This window comes from Flavobacterium sp. LHD-80, from assembly GCF_030929605.1.
Taxonomy (GTDB): domain Bacteria; phylum Bacteroidota; class Bacteroidia; order Flavobacteriales; family Flavobacteriaceae; genus Flavobacterium.
Genome location: NZ_JAVFVS010000009.1, coordinates 210,592 through 228,086, shown reverse-complemented (window position 1 = coordinate 228,086; position 17,495 = coordinate 210,592). Strand labels below are relative to the sequence as shown.

Here is a 17,495-nt window from a genome sequence, read left to right as displayed (position 1 = left end):
GAGGTAGGAACCGCATCTGGAGCTGGCGCACCTGGAAACAAAGGGGAAGCTGGATATCCTGGAGAAGGGATCAACATGTACGTTGACAACACAACGGGCGATGTCTATGTTCAGAATCCTAACGGCACTTGGACTAAAATCAACGGTAAGGACGGAGAAGTTGGAACAGCCGGTCCACAAGGTCCAATCGGATTGACAGGAGCAACAGGAGCAACAGGTTCACAAGGTCCAATCGGATTGACAGGAGCAACAGGGGCAACAGGTTCGCAAGGTCCAACCGGATTGACTGGAGCAACAGGAGCAACCGGAGCCACAGGTTCACAAGGTCCAACCGGATTGACTGGAGCAACAGGAGCAACAGGTTCACAAGGTCCAATCGGATTGACTGGAGCAACAGGAGCAACAGGTTCGCAAGGTCCAATCGGATTGACTGGAGCAACAGGGGCAACAGGTTCACAAGGTCCAATCGGATTGACTGGAGCAACAGGATCAACTGGTTCGCAAGGTCCAATCGGATTGACAGGAGCAACAGGAGCAGTTGGAGCAACCGGTTCACAAGGTCCAATCGGATTGACTGGAGCAACAGGAGCCACAGGTTCGCAAGGTCCAATCGGATTGACTGGAGCAACAGGAGCAACAGGAGCAACCGGTTCACAAGGTCCAATCGGATTGACTGGAGCAACAGGAGCAACAGGTTCGCAAGGTCCAATCGGATTGACTGGAGCAACAGGAGCAACAGGTTCACAAGGTCCAATTGGATTGACAGGAGCAACAGGAGCAACAGGAGCAAACGGTTCACAAGGTCCAATCGGATTGACAGGAGCAACAGGAGCAACAGGAGTAACCGGTTCACAAGGTCCAATCGGATTGACTGGAGCAACAGGAGCAACAGGTTCGCAAGGTCCAATCGGATTGACTGGAGCAACAGGTTCGCAAGGTCCAATCGGATTGACTGGAGCAACAGGTTCACAAGGTCCAATTGGATTGACAGGAGCAACAGGAGCAACAGGAGCAATCGGTTCACAAGGTCCAATCGGATTGACTGGTGCAACAGGAGCAACAGGAGCAACCGGTTCACAAGGTCCAATCGGATTGACTGGAGCAACAGGAGCAACCGGTTCGCAAGGTCCAATCGGATTGACTGGAGCAACAGGAGCAACCGGAGCCACAGGTTCACAAGGTCCAATCGGATTGACAGGAGCAACAGGAGCAACAGGTTCGCAAGGTCCAATCGGATTGACTGGAGCAACAGGAGCAACCGGTACACAAGGTCCAATCGGATTGACTGGAGCAACAGGAGCAACAGGTTTGCAAGGTCCAATCGGATTGACTGGAGCAACAGGAACCACAGGTTCGCAAGGTCCAATCGGATTGACAGGAGCAACAGGAGCAACAGGAGCAACAGGTTCGCAAGGTCCAATCGGATTGACTGGAGCAACAGGTGCTGCAGGAATCGGAGGAAAAACAAATGCAGGAACTAATATCACCATAACTGGTGCAGGAACTGATTTGAGTCCGTATGTGGTAAATGCTGCAGTGCAAATTGTAGATGAATTTACGGCAACGACAGCGCAAACTACTTTTGCATTGAGTGCTACACCAACTTCATTAGCGAAAGTAAAATTATACATTAATGGTGTTCGTATTTCAAAAGATGCAATTTCTTTCAGTGGTTCTACTGCAACTTACAAACCAGCAAGTAATGGCGCATATGCACTAATGGTAGGGGATATAATAACTATTGATTACTTAAGGTAAAATTTAAAAAGCATCATGTTAAATGTCCTTTAAATGATTTCTTGAATCAAGAAAAGAGAACCCAAGGTTCTCTTTTCTTATTTATAGGATGATATAAAATAATGATATTATTTTTTAAATACCTAGTTTCTGAATTTGATAAATTCTTATTGAGTTTTGGAGAGCTTTTTAAGTTTCAAAATTCTTAAAATCTGCAAACAGATAATTGTCTTAATCTGTAATTCTAAAAACTTATAAAGGGTAAAGAAAGTTATATGAAATTCGAATTTTGCACTCGAAAATCATGTCAGAACAACTCACCAACTCTATTATAGAGGTTGTGATTTGACCTTATTTTAATATTCTAAAAACTTTGAATAGGTGTTCGTTTTTTAAACCAAAAGTAATTTTGCATAACCAATTGATAGTATGATTGATACGATAATTAAATAACTATGAAGAATAATAATTTATATAAAGTAGAAAAACAAACAGTTCCTGTTTTTTCAGTTAAAAACATTCCTGTTTCTTCCCTTAGCATTTTTGTTGGTTTGTTAGTGTGTCAAAATGGACATGCTCAATTTTCCAATGAAGGCCAGGTAGCAGTAAAAAGTGGTACAATATTATCTGTTTATGAAAATTACCAAAATAAGAATTCGGGTGATTTTACAAATGATGGTGAGGTATATATATTTAAAGATTGGAATAATGATGGGAATGTTAGGTTTACTGTTACGAATGATGGTAAAACATTCTTTATGGGGGATACTGATCAAAATATCAGTGGCGAAAAAACAGCCAATTTTCAAAATGTTCGTTTTGAAAACTACGCTTCACCTGAACCTTTTAAATTATCAACTTCGATTTCTGTAAACAAAAGGTCAGAGTTTATAACTGGGATTGTTTTAGCTGATGAAAACAATGGAAAAATGATTTTTACTGAAAATGGTTTTCATTCAAACGCAAGTGATTTAAGTTTTGTGGATGGGCAAGTTCAGAAAAATGGTTCGGCTGCATTTGAATATCCAATAGGTGATGAATTGTATTTTAGACCCTCATATCATGCTTCCGGCACCGATGCTGGGAATGTTTATACTTCTCAATATTTCTTTAAAAATTCAGATAATATTCATAGTCATTCAATCAAAGAAGAATCTATCAAATTAATAGATAATGTTGAATATTGGAATATCACTGAAGATGCAGGAAGCGAAAAAATTGTATTAAGCTTGAGTTTAGATTCTAAAACGACTCCATCTGAGTTTTTTAATGTAAGTAGCGATAAAGAAGTTGTTATTGTGCGTTGGGATTCAGCTTCTGGAAAATGGTTAAATGAAGGTGGGGTTATTAGTGAAAGAGCGGCAAATGCAAGTCCTGGAGCGGGTTATACTCAATTAATGACTTCAGTAGTAAAAGGTTATGGAATGTTTACTATTGCTATAGCTGATAAAAATCCACCACCACCAGATGATTTAGTTGTTTACAATGCTGTGTCTCCAAATGGAGATGGCTTAAATGATACTTTTCATATTAAAGGTATAGATAAATACCCAGATAATAGTGTAGAAATATATAATAGATGGGGAGTAAAAGTATATGATGCAAAATCTTATAATGAGAGCGATAAAATGTTTGCAGGTTATTCTGATGGGCGTGCAACAATTAATAGAGGAGAAAAACTTCCAACTGGAACTTACTTTTATATACTGAAATATAATAATGGTAAAAAAGTGATTGAAAAAGCAGGGTATCTGTATATCAACAATCAATAATCTTAAAAGATTTAAGAATTAAAATTAAACAAGTAATGAAAAATATTTTTCACATAGTAGCGGTATTGCTGATAGGAACTTGTGGTGTTTCGGCACAACAGGAATCACAATATACACAGTACATGTATAATACAATGACATTTAACCCAGGTTACACAGGATCGAGAGAAGTATTGAGTGTGATGGGATTATATAGAACACAATGGGTTGGTTTAGATGGCGCGCCAAAAACCATGAATTTTTCAGTTCAAAGTCCTGTTAGTACACATAGTAGTCTAGGATTAAATGTTATTAGTGACGAGATTGGTCCAGTTAAGAGCACTGGAGTAACTGCAAATTATTCATATACAATTTTAGGCAGTTCAGACGTGAAATATTCCTTTGGTATATCTGGTGCGTTAGATAATAATTCGGTAGATTATGATAAATTAAATAAGGAAAATCCTGATCATTATTTAACAGGATCAGAATCTAAAATCTCTCCAAATGTAGGTGCTGGATTTTATGTTCACTCTTATAATTGGTATGTTGGCTTATCTGCTCCAAGATTGTTAAAAACTACTTTTTTTGAAGATATTAAAACAACAACATATTCAGCTTCATCACATTTTTATCTTATGGGTGGATATGTATTTGATTTGAATCCTTATTTGAAATTTAAGCCAGCTGCAATGGTTAAAGCTGTTCAGGGAGCTCCTCTTGCAGTAGATTTATCTGCAAACTTCCTTTTTAATGACAAATTTACTTTAGGTGCTGCATATCGTTGGGATGCAGCAGTTAGTGCCATGGCAGGTTTTCAAATTACCCCTGGGTTAAACTTGGGCTATGCTTATGATTATGATACAACTCATATAGGGAATTACAATTCAGGTTCACATGAAATCTTTTTGAGATTTGAATTGTTTGGTAATTCAAAATCAAAGTTGGTGACGCCAAGATTTTTCTAATACTATTTAATGTAAAATATGATTATGTGTAAAAAAATAAAAAATGCTTTTGTTTTACTGATTATTTGTATAATGAATATTGGTACAATTCAAGCACAGGATAAAAAACTTGACAAAGCAAATGAAGCTTATGGTAAATTTGCTTTTGTGGAAGCTGCGAAACTGTATGAAGAGTTAATTACTAAAGGGAATAATTCTATTGAAGCTTATACCAAATTAGGGGATTGTTATTATTATAACGGAAAATACCCAGAAGCAGTTAAATGCTATTCAAGAATGATTAGTTCTTCAAATGTGGATGCTGAATATTTTTTCAGATATGCGCAGGCTTTAAATAATAGCCAGCAATACAAAGAGTCTGAAGAAATAATGAAAAAATATTATGCTAAGTCTGGCAAGAAAGATTTGAGCGAAAATTGGAACGAGGCTAAATTAATGGCCGACATTCAAAAGCAATCAGGACGCTATACTATTAAATCTCTTGAAATTAATACACCATTTTCAGACTTTGGCACTGCTTTTTATGATAAGAATAAAATAGTTTATGCATCAGCAAAAGATACTGGTATTATAATAAAACGTAAACACAGTTGGAACGAAAAATCATTTTTGAAATTATATTCTGCTGATGTAACAGTTGATGGAGGATTGCAGAATCCAGTTCTTTTAAAAGGAGATGTCAATACAAGATATCACCAAAGCACTCCAGCTATTACAAAAGATGGAAAAGTAATGTTTTTCACAAGAAATAATTATGCTGAAGGGAAATTGGGAACTGATAAAGATGGAATTACTTTCCTAAAAATTTACAGGGCTGAAAATATAGATGGAGAATGGAAGAATGTTAAAGAATTAATATCACCGATTAACGGTGATGGATTTTCATCTGCTCATCCGGCTTTAAATGCAAACGAAACTGAACTTTATTTTGCTTCAGACAGAAATAATAAATTTGGAAACTCAGATTTATATGTAGTGAGCCTTAAACCCGGTGGTATTGTTGGAAATGATGTAAAAAAACTAGGAGATGAAATTAATACCTTAGGCAGAGAAACATATCCATATGTGGATGCCTCTGGAATTTTATATTTTTCTTCAGATGGACATCCAGGGCTTGGAGGTTTGGATGTATATGCAGCACTTAAAGATGAAAATGGATTGTATCATGTGATAAATTTAGGAGATGGAGTAAATACAGCTTCAGATGATTTTGCATATGGAATTCAAGATGATACAAAAAAAGGGTATTTTTCTTCAAATAGAAACGGAAATGATGATATTTATGGTTTTATTGAAAATCGACCATTGGATTTTGGTGTTAAACCACTTATATATGGAACGTTACGAGACTTTACTACCGGAACTCCAATTGAAGGTATAGCTATTGGAGTATATAATTCGGCTAATGAAAAAGTAGCGACTGGATACTCTGATAAAGATGGTAAGTATTTGATTAATTTAGAGCCTTTCAAAGATTATAAACTTACTTATATAAAACCTGGATTAACAGAAATTATTCAAAAGACACTTCCATTAAAACAAGCAGAAAAGAGAGAATATTCATTTAACTTTTTCAAAGAAGTGGAAGTTATTGTTGATCAAGAGAAAGTTGTAATTCAAGATGGAGATGATTTAACGAAAAAACTAAAATTGGGCCCAATTTACTTTGATTTTAATGGCTACAAAATTAGAGAATCTTCTAAATCTGAATTAAATAAAGTTCTAGAAGTAATGAAGGCTTACCCACAAATTTCTGTAAAAGTAAATTCTCATACAGATAGTAGAGGTAAAGATGACTTTAATATGAAATTATCGGAAAATCGAGCAAAATCTACTGTTGCCTATCTGGTAGAACATGGGATTAGTGCAGAACGTCTTAAAGGAGAAGGATTTGGTGAGACTCGCTTAATTAACAAATGCTCTAATGGAGTGAAATGTTCTGAAAAGGAACATGAACTTAATAGACGTTCAGAATTCATAGTAACACTTACTAAACAATAGAGTTACTATTTATAAAACAAGAGCATCTTTTGATGCTCTTGTTTTATAAATAATTAATTGTTATAAGAATAAAAAGATGAAATTTTAAAATGAAAAGAAAGCATTTATTTATGATGAAAATATGATTTATCAATTTTTTTACAAAATCAGTAGCAGGCTTTCGTTGAAATATTTCAAAATATTTAGTTGAAAAGTAACTAAGTTTACTATAATTAAGTTCATATAGCACTTCGGTCAAGGTATGAAATTGAGCACTTTGTAAAAGCTCTCTAGCAAGTTTCATTTTTTCTGTAATGAATAAATTATTAGGAGTATTGTTAAAACGTTTTTTAAACAATGCTTTGTATTTTGACTCAGACATACCAGCCATTGCAGCTAAAAAAGTTACTGAAGGAAATGAACCATATAAGTGATTTAATAAATATGTTTTTGTTTTAGTTATTGCTTCATTGTCAACTTCTGTAATTTCATTTGAAGTGTTTTTGTTGTAAAATTTATTAAAAAAATTGCCTAATAATTTTAAGGAAATTCCCTTGAGAAGGGAGTCAAATGTAACGTCGTATACAGATTTATTTTTTATAGATTGCATAAGCAATACACTATTGCTGTCTATATTTCCATAGTGGAAAAATGTTTTTTTTCCAGATTTTATTTTACTCTTTGAAACTTCTTTGCTAGTATATTTGGATATAAAATCATGTAGTAACTTTTTATCTACAAGTATTCGAATCGCTATGGTTCTTTCTTTTATTTCTGGTTTAAACGAACTTTCAATTTCATTATCAATAATTGCCAAGTCTAGTTTATCATAAGAACCAATTTCGTAGTCAATATTGTTGATTTTTATTAAATTGACATGTTCACTAAGATCAAAATGGAATATATATAATTGATTGTCGGATTTTAATCTTGTTATTTTTAATGGCTCTTTTAATGTAAAATCAATAAAAACTACTGAGACACCAGGTATAATAGGAGTGAAATAAAAAGTCCCATTACCAATATCTTCAGGAATCACAATGATTTTGTTATCAATAAATTTAGCTCCTAACTGATCAGCTAATTCTTTTGACCAATCCGAAGTCAAACTACAGGTATGAGTAATTTTTTTCATTTTTAAATATTATTTTTCAAAAAAGTTTCATTTTTTTATGAATCTTGATTTAGATTATCTTTATAATTGCTTTATAAATGTTTTAGGTGATATTCCGAAATGCTGTTTAAATTTGGATGCAAAATAAGAGTTATTTGTGAAGTGAAGTTTGTCAGATATTTGTGATATAGACAATTGCTTTTTCTCAAGTAATTCTTTTGCTAATGATAATTTATTATCCATAAAAAATGCGCTAGGTGTATTGCCGGTAATTTTTCTAAACAAATTTTTAAATTTTGATTCTGACATATTGGCTCTACTTGCCATTAATTTAATACTCGGAAAGTGATCTTCAATATGTTCTATTAAAAACATTTGGACCTTAATTATATTTGCTAAATCCGATTCATTGACAGTTTGTATAATAATTCGTTTAGTAGCCAATTTTTTTAAATAATTTGAAATTAGCATATGAACAGTGCCAATTAAGTTTAAGTTAAAAATTGAACCTCCTACTTTTAATTTTCTAAGGTCTTGCAGTAAGTGGTAGCTTTCATTGCTCATTCTGTCAAAACGTACAATTGTATTTTGAGAAGGATCGATCATTTGATCAATATTGCTGAGTGTAACATTGTTTTTTTTAGCATAAGCCTCTATATTATCTTTTTTTATAAAAATTGATAATGCAAATGTTCGACTTCCAGCTTTAACATTATAACTTGATTCTAAAGTGCCGTCAATGGCGGCTAAATTATAATTCCATCTAGCTATGTTGAAAAAAAAATTGTTACCAGAAATTGATGCTTCTCCTTCAGTAAGGTTATAATAGAGTCCAACAAAATCATTCTCTTTGTTTTTTTGTATTAAAGTGATATCTTTTTTGTACTGGACATCAATGTAATACGCTATAATACCATCTCCGCAATCAAGAAAATATCTAGTTCCGGTATTAATTTCTTCGGGAACTATAATGAAATTGCCCTCTTTTTTTCCTCCGACTTTTTTTGCAAAATCTTCTACCCAGTTTAGATCTGCACCGTATGAATGTTCAATTGTTATCACAGGATAATGTGTTTTTATATAAAGTTAATGTTTTTTGTTGTACTTTATTGATTTGCAATGAGTTTTGGTTTTGACAAAAGTTTCTTAAAATAAATTATATGCAATTTTGAATATTTGAAAATTATGCCACACCTTTTTTAAATTAAAATTTCACACATTTTTCTTTTTTATAATTTGGTATAAAATCTAAGTTATTTGAAAAAGTACGTCTTGTTATTTCAGTCTTTCAAGTTTCGTCTTCATTATGATTAATTGAGTGACAATTTGAATGTAAAAACGGCTACCATCTTACTTTTTTTATAGTAATGTCGGTATTCTGACTTTTCTAAGTTATATTTTTTTTATTGAGTTTGATTGGTATATCATTCAAATAATTTCATATTAGGGCATCAATTATTTAGCTATTTCAATTAATTTTTCATTATTTTTTTTACAAGAAAAATTTTACTTATTCTTGAAACTAAAAACAAATTTAGAGAAAAATTCACCTCTAAAATCAAAAACGAGTGTTTTATTTAACTATTTGAAATAAAAATAAATACGATTTTTTGATTAGTCTTTTTCTGATATTTTTTTAACTTATCGTGGTATTTATGCAGAAGTTTTTAAACGATTAAAATTCTTCTTTTCACTTGGAAAAATTACTTGAAAAACTATTCTGATTTCTATAAAGCTATAAAGATGATTCTTGGAATCTTTTCTTGATTTTAAAGTCGATCTAAAAAGTCTTATTTTAATATTATAATGTCTAATTCGGAGAAATCTAACCTTATGTTTAGGGTAGTTTTGTGTCTTGTTTGTTTGTTTGTAAGTGATATCCAAGCAATTACAATAATAGTAATAATAAGTGTTAGCTTATAATTAGGATACAAATAATATGAATATAGCTAATTTTTCTGTGGAATTTAAATTGAATACATTAGAAATAAGTAAGTTGAATAAAATGTATCTAAAAAATTTGTATCAAAAAAGAGTTCAGTTTTTTTTTACTTCCGTTTTGGTTTTTTCTGTTTTTTTTAATTTTTTTTATTTAGAGAATGATACTGATCTTATAATATGGATCATAAGAAATGTCATTTTTATTATGTTTTTCCTAATGTTTCGCTATTCATTTGTAAATACAGTTTGTAAACTCATTTTCCGTTTGACTAAAAAGCTCTTGAAGTTTGATAATTTTATAAATAAGTACAAGCTCAATTTTACAAATTCCTTAATCTATGTCCGTTCTCCTTTAGGAGAATTTACGCATAAATGGAGCCAAATTGATAAGGCGATTTTAACTAAAGATTTTTTCTTTCTATATGTAAAAGAGAAAAACAATTACATTATTTCGATTTCTAATAAGTATAATAATGATCGAAATATGACTGATTTAATTGCTTTTGTAGAAAGCAATGTCACACAAGTTATTAAAGTATAATGACAGAAAATAATTTAAATTTTGTAATAAGTAAGTAAAATTTTGCTTTAAATATTTTGATTTTTTTATTTGTTGCCATTGATGCCTAATTTAACGTCAAAGGTTTATTTTTTTCATCATTTTTTTACTGCCATACTTATTATTTCTCAGGGCGATAGATTAAAAATTTCGCTGATTAGAATGGGACCAATTCAACTTTACAAAATTAAGTAAGCAAGAGAACTATTCATTGCATTAGATTTATAAACAGCTATAAAAAACAGATATGAGTTCAGATTTTTTTGATACAAGTGATTATTTTATTCAGCAAAAAAATGTTTATTATAATCGTTATCAAATATATAATAACAGAAGAGAGGGTATTGGTTCGATTAAACTAAAACAAAATTTTAGAAAAAAAGTTTTGAAGTTTATTTTTGGTAAAGCAATGTTGCCTTTTGTGCTTGAAATTAGAAGTGCTAATGGTCGTTTGGAAGCTTCGATATCTCGAAAGGGAATATCTTTAATGTCAAAGACTATAATTAAAGATTCATTAGGACAAAAAATTGGAAGAATTAAAAAAAACAGCAACTTTTTTAATTACACGTTTAAAATCTTAAATGTATCTGATGAAGTCATAGCTGAAATTACAGGTGATTGGAAAAATTGGAGTTTTATTGTTAATGACTCATCGATGACTCAAATTGGAACAATAGATAAAAAATGGGTAGGAGCGATAAAAAGACTCTTCAAAACATCAGATAAATATAATGTACATATTAAGACTAATTGTTTAAATGAAAATGATAAAATTGCTATTTTATCGAGCGCTATAACAATTGACATGATTTTAAAAAAATGCTTGTTAGTAAGGTTTTAAAAATGAAGTTTTTAAAAGTAGAAAGTATGTCTTATTTTATTTTTTTTATGTCGTATGACGATACTTTTCACTTTTAATCATACAATATCTTTGCACTTTATTTTAAAGCGTTTAATTGTAAGTATAAGAATTGCTTTAATCAGAGAATAGGTGGAATCAATTTTGAAAGTTGAAAAATGGAAAAAGAAAGTGTTTTGGTTCGTGATAATAAAGGAATTTTTTTAAAGATGTTTAAAAGAAGATTCAAGGAGGAATTTGATTTTTCTGAATGTTCTTTTTTGTTGCAAGATGAAAATAAAGCAAAAGATTTCAATCATTCGATATTTGTTGTTTATGATAAATTTGAAATGATTGAATATTTAAAATTAGAAAAAAAAGGAAATAATATTTTAGTTTGTTTGTTCAATAAGCAACTATATGGAAGTTTGGCTTTCTTAGAAGAAATAAACAATTTAATCTTGCTTGATGACTCAAAGACGAGAATTGAGATTATTAAAGAATTAAAAGAGCATCTTAAAAACAAATTAGGATATAAATTACAGAGTAGTGAGAAAAGATTTCCTAATACACCGGTGCTTCATACACAATTTCATAATTTTTATAAGGCGCTATTCTTTCTAATGTAGCCATTTATGATATTTTTTAGAGGAAAAAGTTATTTCATATTAATTCACTTAAAATAGCAGGATATTGAGGAATCAATATCCTGCATTTTTTTTCTATTGTTCTTTTTTTAAAGCATTAATTTCTTCTGAAGTAACTTTTATTACTGTACCATGGCGTGTACCAGAAGGAAAACTAATTTGTTCGGAGATATCTTCCCAGCCTTTAGAAGTTTCTTTTACTGCACCATATTTTTTTTGTGTGTATTTATCAAAATAGACAATCCATTTGTTATCTATTTGTATTGCGGTAGGACCTTCAGCCCAATAATTTCCTGTAATCGCTTTACTTGCTTGACTATATGGTCCAGTTAAATTTTTACTAAAGGCAACTTTAATATTTTTCTGAACCGGATTGCGTGTTTCATCTTTTAAATACATCACAAATTGATTTTCTTGTTTTACTATTGAAGCATCAATTACATTAAAACCAGGTTCATATAATAATTTTGTTTTTACGAACTTTTTAAAATCTTTAGTTGTTGTATAAAAGATTCTGTGATTGTATCCTTTTTCTTCCTCAGATTTTGTTTCTAGAAACTTACCTTCAATTGTAGAAGCCCAGTAGATCATATAAACTTTCGATTTTTCATCGTATGTAATTTCTGGTGCCCAAGTATTTCTGGCTTTTTCTTCGTGTGCCATCACCGGAATAAATTCTTGTTTTGACCAATGAATTAAATCTTTTGAAGAAGCATATCCAATTCCTTTGTCAGTCCAACTTACAGTCCAAACCATATGATACAAACCATCTCCGCCTTTTATCACACAAGGATCTCGCATCAATTTATCTTTTCCAACTTCTGGCGTTAAAAACGAAGTGTCGTTTTTTAAAGCAGTCCATTTATAGCCATCTTCGCTGTAAGCCATATGCAGTCCGTCTTCACCATTTCCTTTAAAATAGGTAAATACATAACCATCCGGTTTTAAGGTGTAATTGTTTGCAACAAGCCATTTTTCGCAAGCTTTTGGCCATGATGCATTGGTTCCTTTTACACCTAATCCAAAGCCGTGGCCTCCATTTTCATATAGATGCATTTCTGCTAGAACTTTTTCTTTTTTGAGTGCTAAATAGTAATTAATACTGTTTTCAACCGGAACAGCTTTGTCATCTGTTGCATGAACTAAAAAGGTTTTTGGTGTTGCAGCGGTTATTTGTTTTTCATTTGAATATTTATCAACCAATTCACTGTTGGCATTTTTTCCTAATAAATTATCTTTAGAACCTTGGTGCGTAATGCCTTCCTGCATTGAAATGACAGGATAAATTAAAATCGAAAAATTTGGTTTTGCGCTAGTGGTATCAGTAGCTGTATAAACTTTATCATTATAATGCGTCGATAGAGTAGAAGCCAAATGACCTCCAGCCGAAAAACCCATTATTCCAATTTTATTTGGATTAAGCTTCCACTTTATTGCATTTCTTCTTACCAGTCTTACAGCTTCCTGTGCGTCTTGAAGTGGCGCAACAGTTTTATTTTTCATGATTAAATCGCTTGGCAATCTATACTTTAAGACAAAAGCATTTATTCCTAAAGTATTAAACCATTCGGCAACTTTAAAACCTTCTTTATTAATTGCCAGCATTCCGTAACCGCCTCCAGGACAAATTATAACTGATGTTTCGTTTGATTTTTCTGGATCTGCTAAATAAACAGTAAGCGTTGGCAAAGTTACTTTTCGGACTCCTTCTGTTAAATCACCTTTGTTTTCGACTATTTCAGAATAGTCTTTTGACACAATTTCGTCTGGAATTTTATCCCATAAAGGAATTTCTTTTTTCTGCGAAAGTGCCGGAATTGTCAGCGATAAAAAAATGAAAAGCAATGAAGCTTTAAGATGATTCAAATTATTTGATTTTTTCATAAAATTCTATTTCAACAATGCGTAATTGACCGGTTGCATCAACCGATGTTTTATCTTTATATAAATCTAATTCTTTTGTTGGATCTACTTCAACTATTTTAGAAAATCCATCTTTTTCTGTATTAGCACCAATTAATTCTATTGTGATTTTTTCGGCTAAAACAGGTTCCAGCGGAATAGTAATATAACCTAAACTTTGAGTGGTATTCCCTTTAAAAACTTCTTTTCCATCGGCTAAAATTCGGATTGGATAAATTTTAGTTCTCCAGCCTGTAAATTTTATGACAGCTTCATTAATAATTGACGGTTTTGAAAGCGTATAAGTTATAGATCCTGTAGTAATGTTTCCATCATTTCGCCATTCGGTTAATTCGTTGTCGTCATAACTTTTGTAAGTATCATTATTATTCGAAGCGGAAACAGCATTTAAGATGTTTACTGGAATTCTTTTTTGTGTATACGATTGCGTTTTTGGAGTTGGTCCGCGTTCTAAATTTGAAGGTAGATTTTTCCCTGGCAATTCTTCAGAAAGTCCATTTACAGAATTTACAATTTTAGTCTCAAATGTTATTTCTGCTGATTTTAATCTATCGGATTTTGCTGAAATAGTTATTTTTCCGGCTTTCGCCAAAGATTGAATCAAAACTCGGTTTACTCCATTTTCAACAGGAATTTCTTTAGAAAGAACATAATTTTTTAGACCTTGAGCAATTCCGCCAAGCCAAGTTGCTGGACCACTTATAGAAAAGGAAATCATATTATTGCTTATCGGACAACGATTACCGTCTTTATCAACTACTTCAACATCAATTAAAGCTGCATCAGCACCATCGGCAAGTATTCCTTGTGGCTGAGAAATCAATTTTAACTTGATTTGTGATGGTTCTCCAGAAGTTGTTTTTTGATCTTGGCTTAAAACAATTTCGTTTTCATCATAACTAATAGCTTTTATTGTACCAGATTTCCACGCAATATTTTCAAAAGTGAATAAAAATTCACTGCTTCTTTTTCCAAAACCTTGCGAAATTTCGTTTACAAAAAGTTCTACTTTAGGTGCTGTAGAAACGACATAAATATTTTTCACAACATTATTGGTATAGTTCCAATGTCCCATGATATGCGTTCGCTGTTTTTCGACGTCAACCCACCCATCCCACATAACTTGATGTGCCCAATAACCATCTTTCGGAATTCGCATTGCATCGACTTCGCCACTTGTTCTGTAATTTGATTCGCCTCGATGATGCGTATTGGAATCAGAAAAAATAATATTTACGCCTCCAGAGTTTACTCTTTTTCCAGTTCCGGGTCTTTCTCGGTAATAATCGTACCAGCGTAGAATATTTTCAATTGCATGTCGGTCTTGATTGTGATTGTAATCAGATGCTGGAGCTCCGCGATACAAAGGTCCGTCACCTTCTTTATGGAAAGGAGGTGAAAACTCATCCCAATATTTGCGCATGCCTTCGTCTCTAGAATATTCAGTTGCCCATAATGGTTTACGGGCACTTTTGTTGATGTAAAGCATTTCTCCGCCGTATTCGGCTTCTTGGCTGTCCAACATTTCGCGAGAACCAATCGCACGTCCGCCAAAGGGATCGTAAGTATCTCTTAGGCTTTTCATTTCGTGCATGTGCGCTTCGCTGATTGATTCGTTGCCGCTTTCATAAAAAATAATACTCGGATTATTTCTGTTATAAATAATGGCATCGCGCATCAAGTTTACACGCTGTTTCCAAGTATCGCCCTGAGCATCTTTTTCAGCATCTCCGGCTGGCATAGCTTGTAATAATCCAACTCTGTCGCAGGATTCGATATCTTGTTTCCAAGGCGTAACATGCATCCATCGAACTAAATTTCCATTTCCTTCGACAATTAATTTATTGCTGAAATCACTCATCCAAGCGGGAACTGACATTCCAATCGCTGGCCATTCATTGCTGGTTCTCTGAGCATAACCTTTTATTTGCAAGGCTCTGTCATTAAGCCAAAACTGACCATCGGCGAAAGCTGTTTTTCTAAAACCAGTTTTAGTTGAAACTTCATCAACGATTTTTCCGTCGATTTTTAAAATGGTTTTTACAGTATATAAATAACCGTAACCCCAACTCCAAAAATGTAAATTATTTACGAGAGAATTCGCTTTTAGAATTTTAGTTTCATTTGGATAAATTGTAGTTTTTTCGCCTGAAAAAGAAGCCACTTTTTTTCCTTCTAAATCTTCAACAACAACATCATATTCAACTGCTTTTTCAGAATCAAATTCATTTCGGATTTCGGTTTCGGCATTAACAACAGCACTTTCTTTTTGAATATCAATTTTGGATGGATAAATATAAACTCCAGTCGTTTTTAGATTCGAATAGAGTGGAAGTGTTTGGTATAATTTATTGGTGATGTGAAGAAAAACATTTTTTGGAATTCCGCCATAATTTGCATTGAAATTAATATTGTTCCATTGATAAGAAGCTCCAGTTGCCTGTTCTTTGTATTTCCAATCATTGTCAATTCGCAGCGCAACAATATTTTCTTGCGGAAAAGGCTTAATTAAATTTGAAATATCAAGTCCAAAAGCCATTACGCCATTTTCGTGCATTCCCACTTTTTGCCCGTTTATGTAAGTAATCCCGGCTTGTCGGATTCCTTCAAATTCCAAGAAGATTTTTTGATTTTTGATCCCTTTTGGAAGTTTAAATTTCTTTCGATACCAGACAATTCCGGTGGTAAGATGTTCAATATCTTTCTCAAAAGCTTCTTCCTGATTGTAAGCATGCGGAAGCGTAATTTTTTTCCACGAATTATCATTAAAACCAAGAGACTCTGCATTTTTAGAGTCTCCGGTTTTTAGTTTCCAATCTGAATTGAAGTTGTATTTTTCTCTCTTAAATTCCTGAGAAAATATCGAGGTTTTAAAAAGAATTAAAACAAGAAATAAGAGCGTTTTTTTCATTATTTCATTTTATAAATTTCTGAACCTGCCAGTAAAAAACATCCTAGACCATAGTCCTCAAAATCAGGAAATTTATCATAAGAAAGTGGCTGGCCATCTTTAGGCTCTTTTCCTGTTGATTGTAAAAAGCCTAATGCACCATTAGTATGTAGACTTTCTTTAATCATCGCATCCCAAGCTTTTTGGATTACAGGTAGATACGTTTCTTTTTTCAAAATACCGCTGTTAATTCCGTATGCCATTCCGTAAACGAATAACGCAGTTCCAGAAGTTTCTTTTTCACCAAAATTTGTCGGATCATGCAAACTTACATTCCAAAAACCGTCAGCTCTTTGTATAGGTAATAAAGCCGCCGCCATAGCTTTTAAATCTTTCACATATTGATCTCTGTGTGGTGCGTTTTCTGGAATAATAGTTAATACTTTTGCTAATGCGCCAATAACCCAGCCATTTCCGCGGCTCCAATAGCAATCTTCTCCATTTGGCTCTTTATAAGGCGGATCAAAATCGGCATCACGCCACCATAAACCATCTTTTGGATTGAATAATCCATTGTCACCATGCTTGTTTCTTGAGTACATGTACATTTGGTACATTTTTTCAAAGTAACGATTGTCTTTCTCCAAAACTCCCAATTTTGCAAAAACAGGCATTCCCATTTGAATCGCATCAATCCAAGACCAATCGTCTAGTTGAGGCGTATTTAAAAGCATATTGATGTTTGCTTTTGTGTTTTTTAGTTTCTTAGCATCTGGCTCTAAATTGTACAAGTCGATGTATGTCTGCGCAGCGCAGTAATTATCTGCATTACGAGTTGTGTTTCCTCCGTTAAAACCCCATTTATGGAATTCTGACCATGAGTATGCATAATCGTAATAAGCTTCTTTTGGGAAAATTTCATGTAAAGCCATTAATCCTTCATAATAAACACCGCGCGTCCAGATATTGCTCGGACGCTCTTTATTTGTGATAATTGTTTTGCCTGTTTCTGGCCATTTTTGCATAAAATAGTCATTGGCTAAAATCATTTGTTTTAGAACTAATTTTTTATCAAATGGCTGTTGCGCGCTTATTGTACACGTATACAAAAAGCATATTGAGAAGAATAGGGATAATTTTTTCATTT

At 32.8% G+C, this 17,495-nt stretch carries 12 protein-coding genes; 6 read left to right on the top strand and 6 right to left on the bottom strand.

The window, feature by feature from the left end:
- Positions 1–110: 110 nt before the first annotated feature.
- Positions 111–1,490: a DUF4573 domain-containing protein gene (locus RB619_RS21105; RefSeq protein ID WP_374119708.1), complete on the bottom strand. Its 1,380-nt coding sequence runs from the start codon at positions 1,488–1,490 to the stop codon at positions 111–113.
- Positions 1,491–2,192: 702 nt separating this feature from the next.
- On the opposite strand from RB619_RS21105, the gene RB619_RS13710 reads away from it, so the two are divergent.
- Genes RB619_RS13710 through RB619_RS13700 form a run of 3 tightly spaced genes read left to right on the top strand, consistent with a single transcriptional unit; the run spans position 2,193 to position 6,457 of the window.
- Positions 2,193–3,509, top strand: a complete 1,317-nt coding sequence (locus tag RB619_RS13710) for a gliding motility-associated C-terminal domain-containing protein (protein ID WP_308098318.1) — start codon at positions 2,193–2,195, stop codon at positions 3,507–3,509.
- A gap of 35 nt (positions 3,510–3,544) precedes the next feature.
- Complete coding sequence (locus tag RB619_RS13705; RefSeq protein WP_308098316.1) at positions 3,545–4,456, top strand: type IX secretion system membrane protein PorP/SprF; 912 nt, start codon at positions 3,545–3,547, stop codon at positions 4,454–4,456.
- 24 nt (positions 4,457–4,480) lie between these two features.
- Entirely contained in the window at positions 4,481–6,457 is a 1,977-nt protein-coding gene (locus tag RB619_RS13700; RefSeq protein ID WP_308098314.1) for an OmpA family protein, read from the top strand.
- Positions 6,458–6,500: 43 nt separating this feature from the next.
- Here RB619_RS13700 and RB619_RS13695 read toward each other — a convergent pair whose 3' ends face one another.
- Both RB619_RS13695 and RB619_RS13690 read right to left on the bottom strand, forming a co-directional pair.
- The gene (locus RB619_RS13695) at positions 6,501–7,571 is read right to left on the bottom strand and encodes an AraC family transcriptional regulator (RefSeq protein ID WP_308098311.1); all 1,071 of its coding nucleotides are present in this window, start codon (positions 7,569–7,571) and stop codon (positions 6,501–6,503) included.
- Between the two features lie 60 nt (positions 7,572–7,631).
- On the bottom strand, positions 7,632–8,612 hold the full coding sequence (locus RB619_RS13690; protein ID WP_308098309.1) for an AraC family transcriptional regulator: 981 nt from the start codon (positions 8,610–8,612) through the stop codon (positions 7,632–7,634).
- 1,144 nt (positions 8,613–9,756) lie between these two features.
- Between RB619_RS13690 and RB619_RS13685 the strand changes: the two genes are divergently transcribed.
- The 3 genes from RB619_RS13685 (at position 9,757) to RB619_RS13675 (ending at position 11,517) form a co-directional block, all read left to right on the top strand.
- The gene (locus tag RB619_RS13685) at positions 9,757–10,032 is read left to right on the top strand and encodes a YcxB family protein (protein ID WP_308098307.1); all 276 of its coding nucleotides are present in this window, start codon (positions 9,757–9,759) and stop codon (positions 10,030–10,032) included.
- A 265-nt stretch (positions 10,033–10,297) separates the two neighbouring features.
- A complete protein-coding gene (locus RB619_RS13680) occupies positions 10,298–10,891 on the top strand; it encodes a phospholipid scramblase-related protein (protein WP_308098305.1) in 594 nt (197 codons plus the stop codon).
- 176 nt (positions 10,892–11,067) lie between these two features.
- A complete protein-coding gene (locus RB619_RS13675) occupies positions 11,068–11,517 on the top strand; it encodes a hypothetical protein (RefSeq protein WP_308098303.1) in 450 nt (149 codons plus the stop codon).
- Positions 11,518–11,610: 93 nt separating this feature from the next.
- On the opposite strand, the gene RB619_RS13670 is transcribed toward RB619_RS13675, so the two are convergent.
- The 3 genes from RB619_RS13670 to RB619_RS13660 are packed head-to-tail and all read right to left on the bottom strand — an operon-like array spanning position 11,611 to position 17,493.
- Positions 11,611–13,419: a prolyl oligopeptidase family serine peptidase gene (locus RB619_RS13670; RefSeq protein ID WP_308098301.1), complete on the bottom strand. Its 1,809-nt coding sequence runs from the start codon at positions 13,417–13,419 to the stop codon at positions 11,611–11,613.
- Entirely contained in the window at positions 13,403–16,369 is a 2,967-nt protein-coding gene (locus RB619_RS13665) for a sugar-binding domain-containing protein (protein ID WP_308098299.1), read from the bottom strand. Before RB619_RS13665 ends, RB619_RS13670 begins: the two co-directional genes overlap by 17 nt.
- Positions 16,369–17,493: a glycoside hydrolase family 88 protein gene (locus tag RB619_RS13660; RefSeq protein ID WP_308098297.1), complete on the bottom strand. Its 1,125-nt coding sequence runs from the start codon at positions 17,491–17,493 to the stop codon at positions 16,369–16,371. Before RB619_RS13660 ends, RB619_RS13665 begins: the two co-directional genes overlap by 1 nt.
- Positions 17,494–17,495 lie beyond the last annotated feature (2 nt).

Bases quoted from the DNA above. Each gene is read 5' to 3' on its own strand.
- RB619_RS13675 (WP_308098303.1), top strand. From the start codon at position 11,068: ATGGAAAAAGAAAGTGTTTTGGTTCGTGATAATAAAGGAATTTTTTTA.
- RB619_RS13705 (WP_308098316.1), top strand. From the start codon at position 3,545: ATGAAAAATATTTTTCACATAGTAGCGGTATTGCTGATAGGAACTTGT.
- RB619_RS21105 (WP_374119708.1), bottom strand. From the start codon at position 1,490: ATGGTGATATTAGTTCCTGCATTTGTTTTTCCTCCGATTCCTGCAGCA.
- RB619_RS13680 (WP_308098305.1), top strand. From the start codon at position 10,298: ATGAGTTCAGATTTTTTTGATACAAGTGATTATTTTATTCAGCAAAAA.
- RB619_RS13710 (WP_308098318.1), top strand. From the start codon at position 2,193: ATGAAGAATAATAATTTATATAAAGTAGAAAAACAAACAGTTCCTGTT.
- RB619_RS13700 (WP_308098314.1), top strand. From the start codon at position 4,481: ATGTGTAAAAAAATAAAAAATGCTTTTGTTTTACTGATTATTTGTATA.
- RB619_RS13660 (WP_308098297.1), bottom strand. From the start codon at position 17,493: ATGAAAAAATTATCCCTATTCTTCTCAATATGCTTTTTGTATACGTGT.
- RB619_RS13665 (WP_308098299.1), bottom strand. From the start codon at position 16,369: ATGAAAAAAACGCTCTTATTTCTTGTTTTAATTCTTTTTAAAACCTCG.
- RB619_RS13670 (WP_308098301.1), bottom strand. From the start codon at position 13,419: ATGAAAAAATCAAATAATTTGAATCATCTTAAAGCTTCATTGCTTTTC.
- RB619_RS13695 (WP_308098311.1), bottom strand. From the start codon at position 7,571: ATGAAAAAAATTACTCATACCTGTAGTTTGACTTCGGATTGGTCAAAA.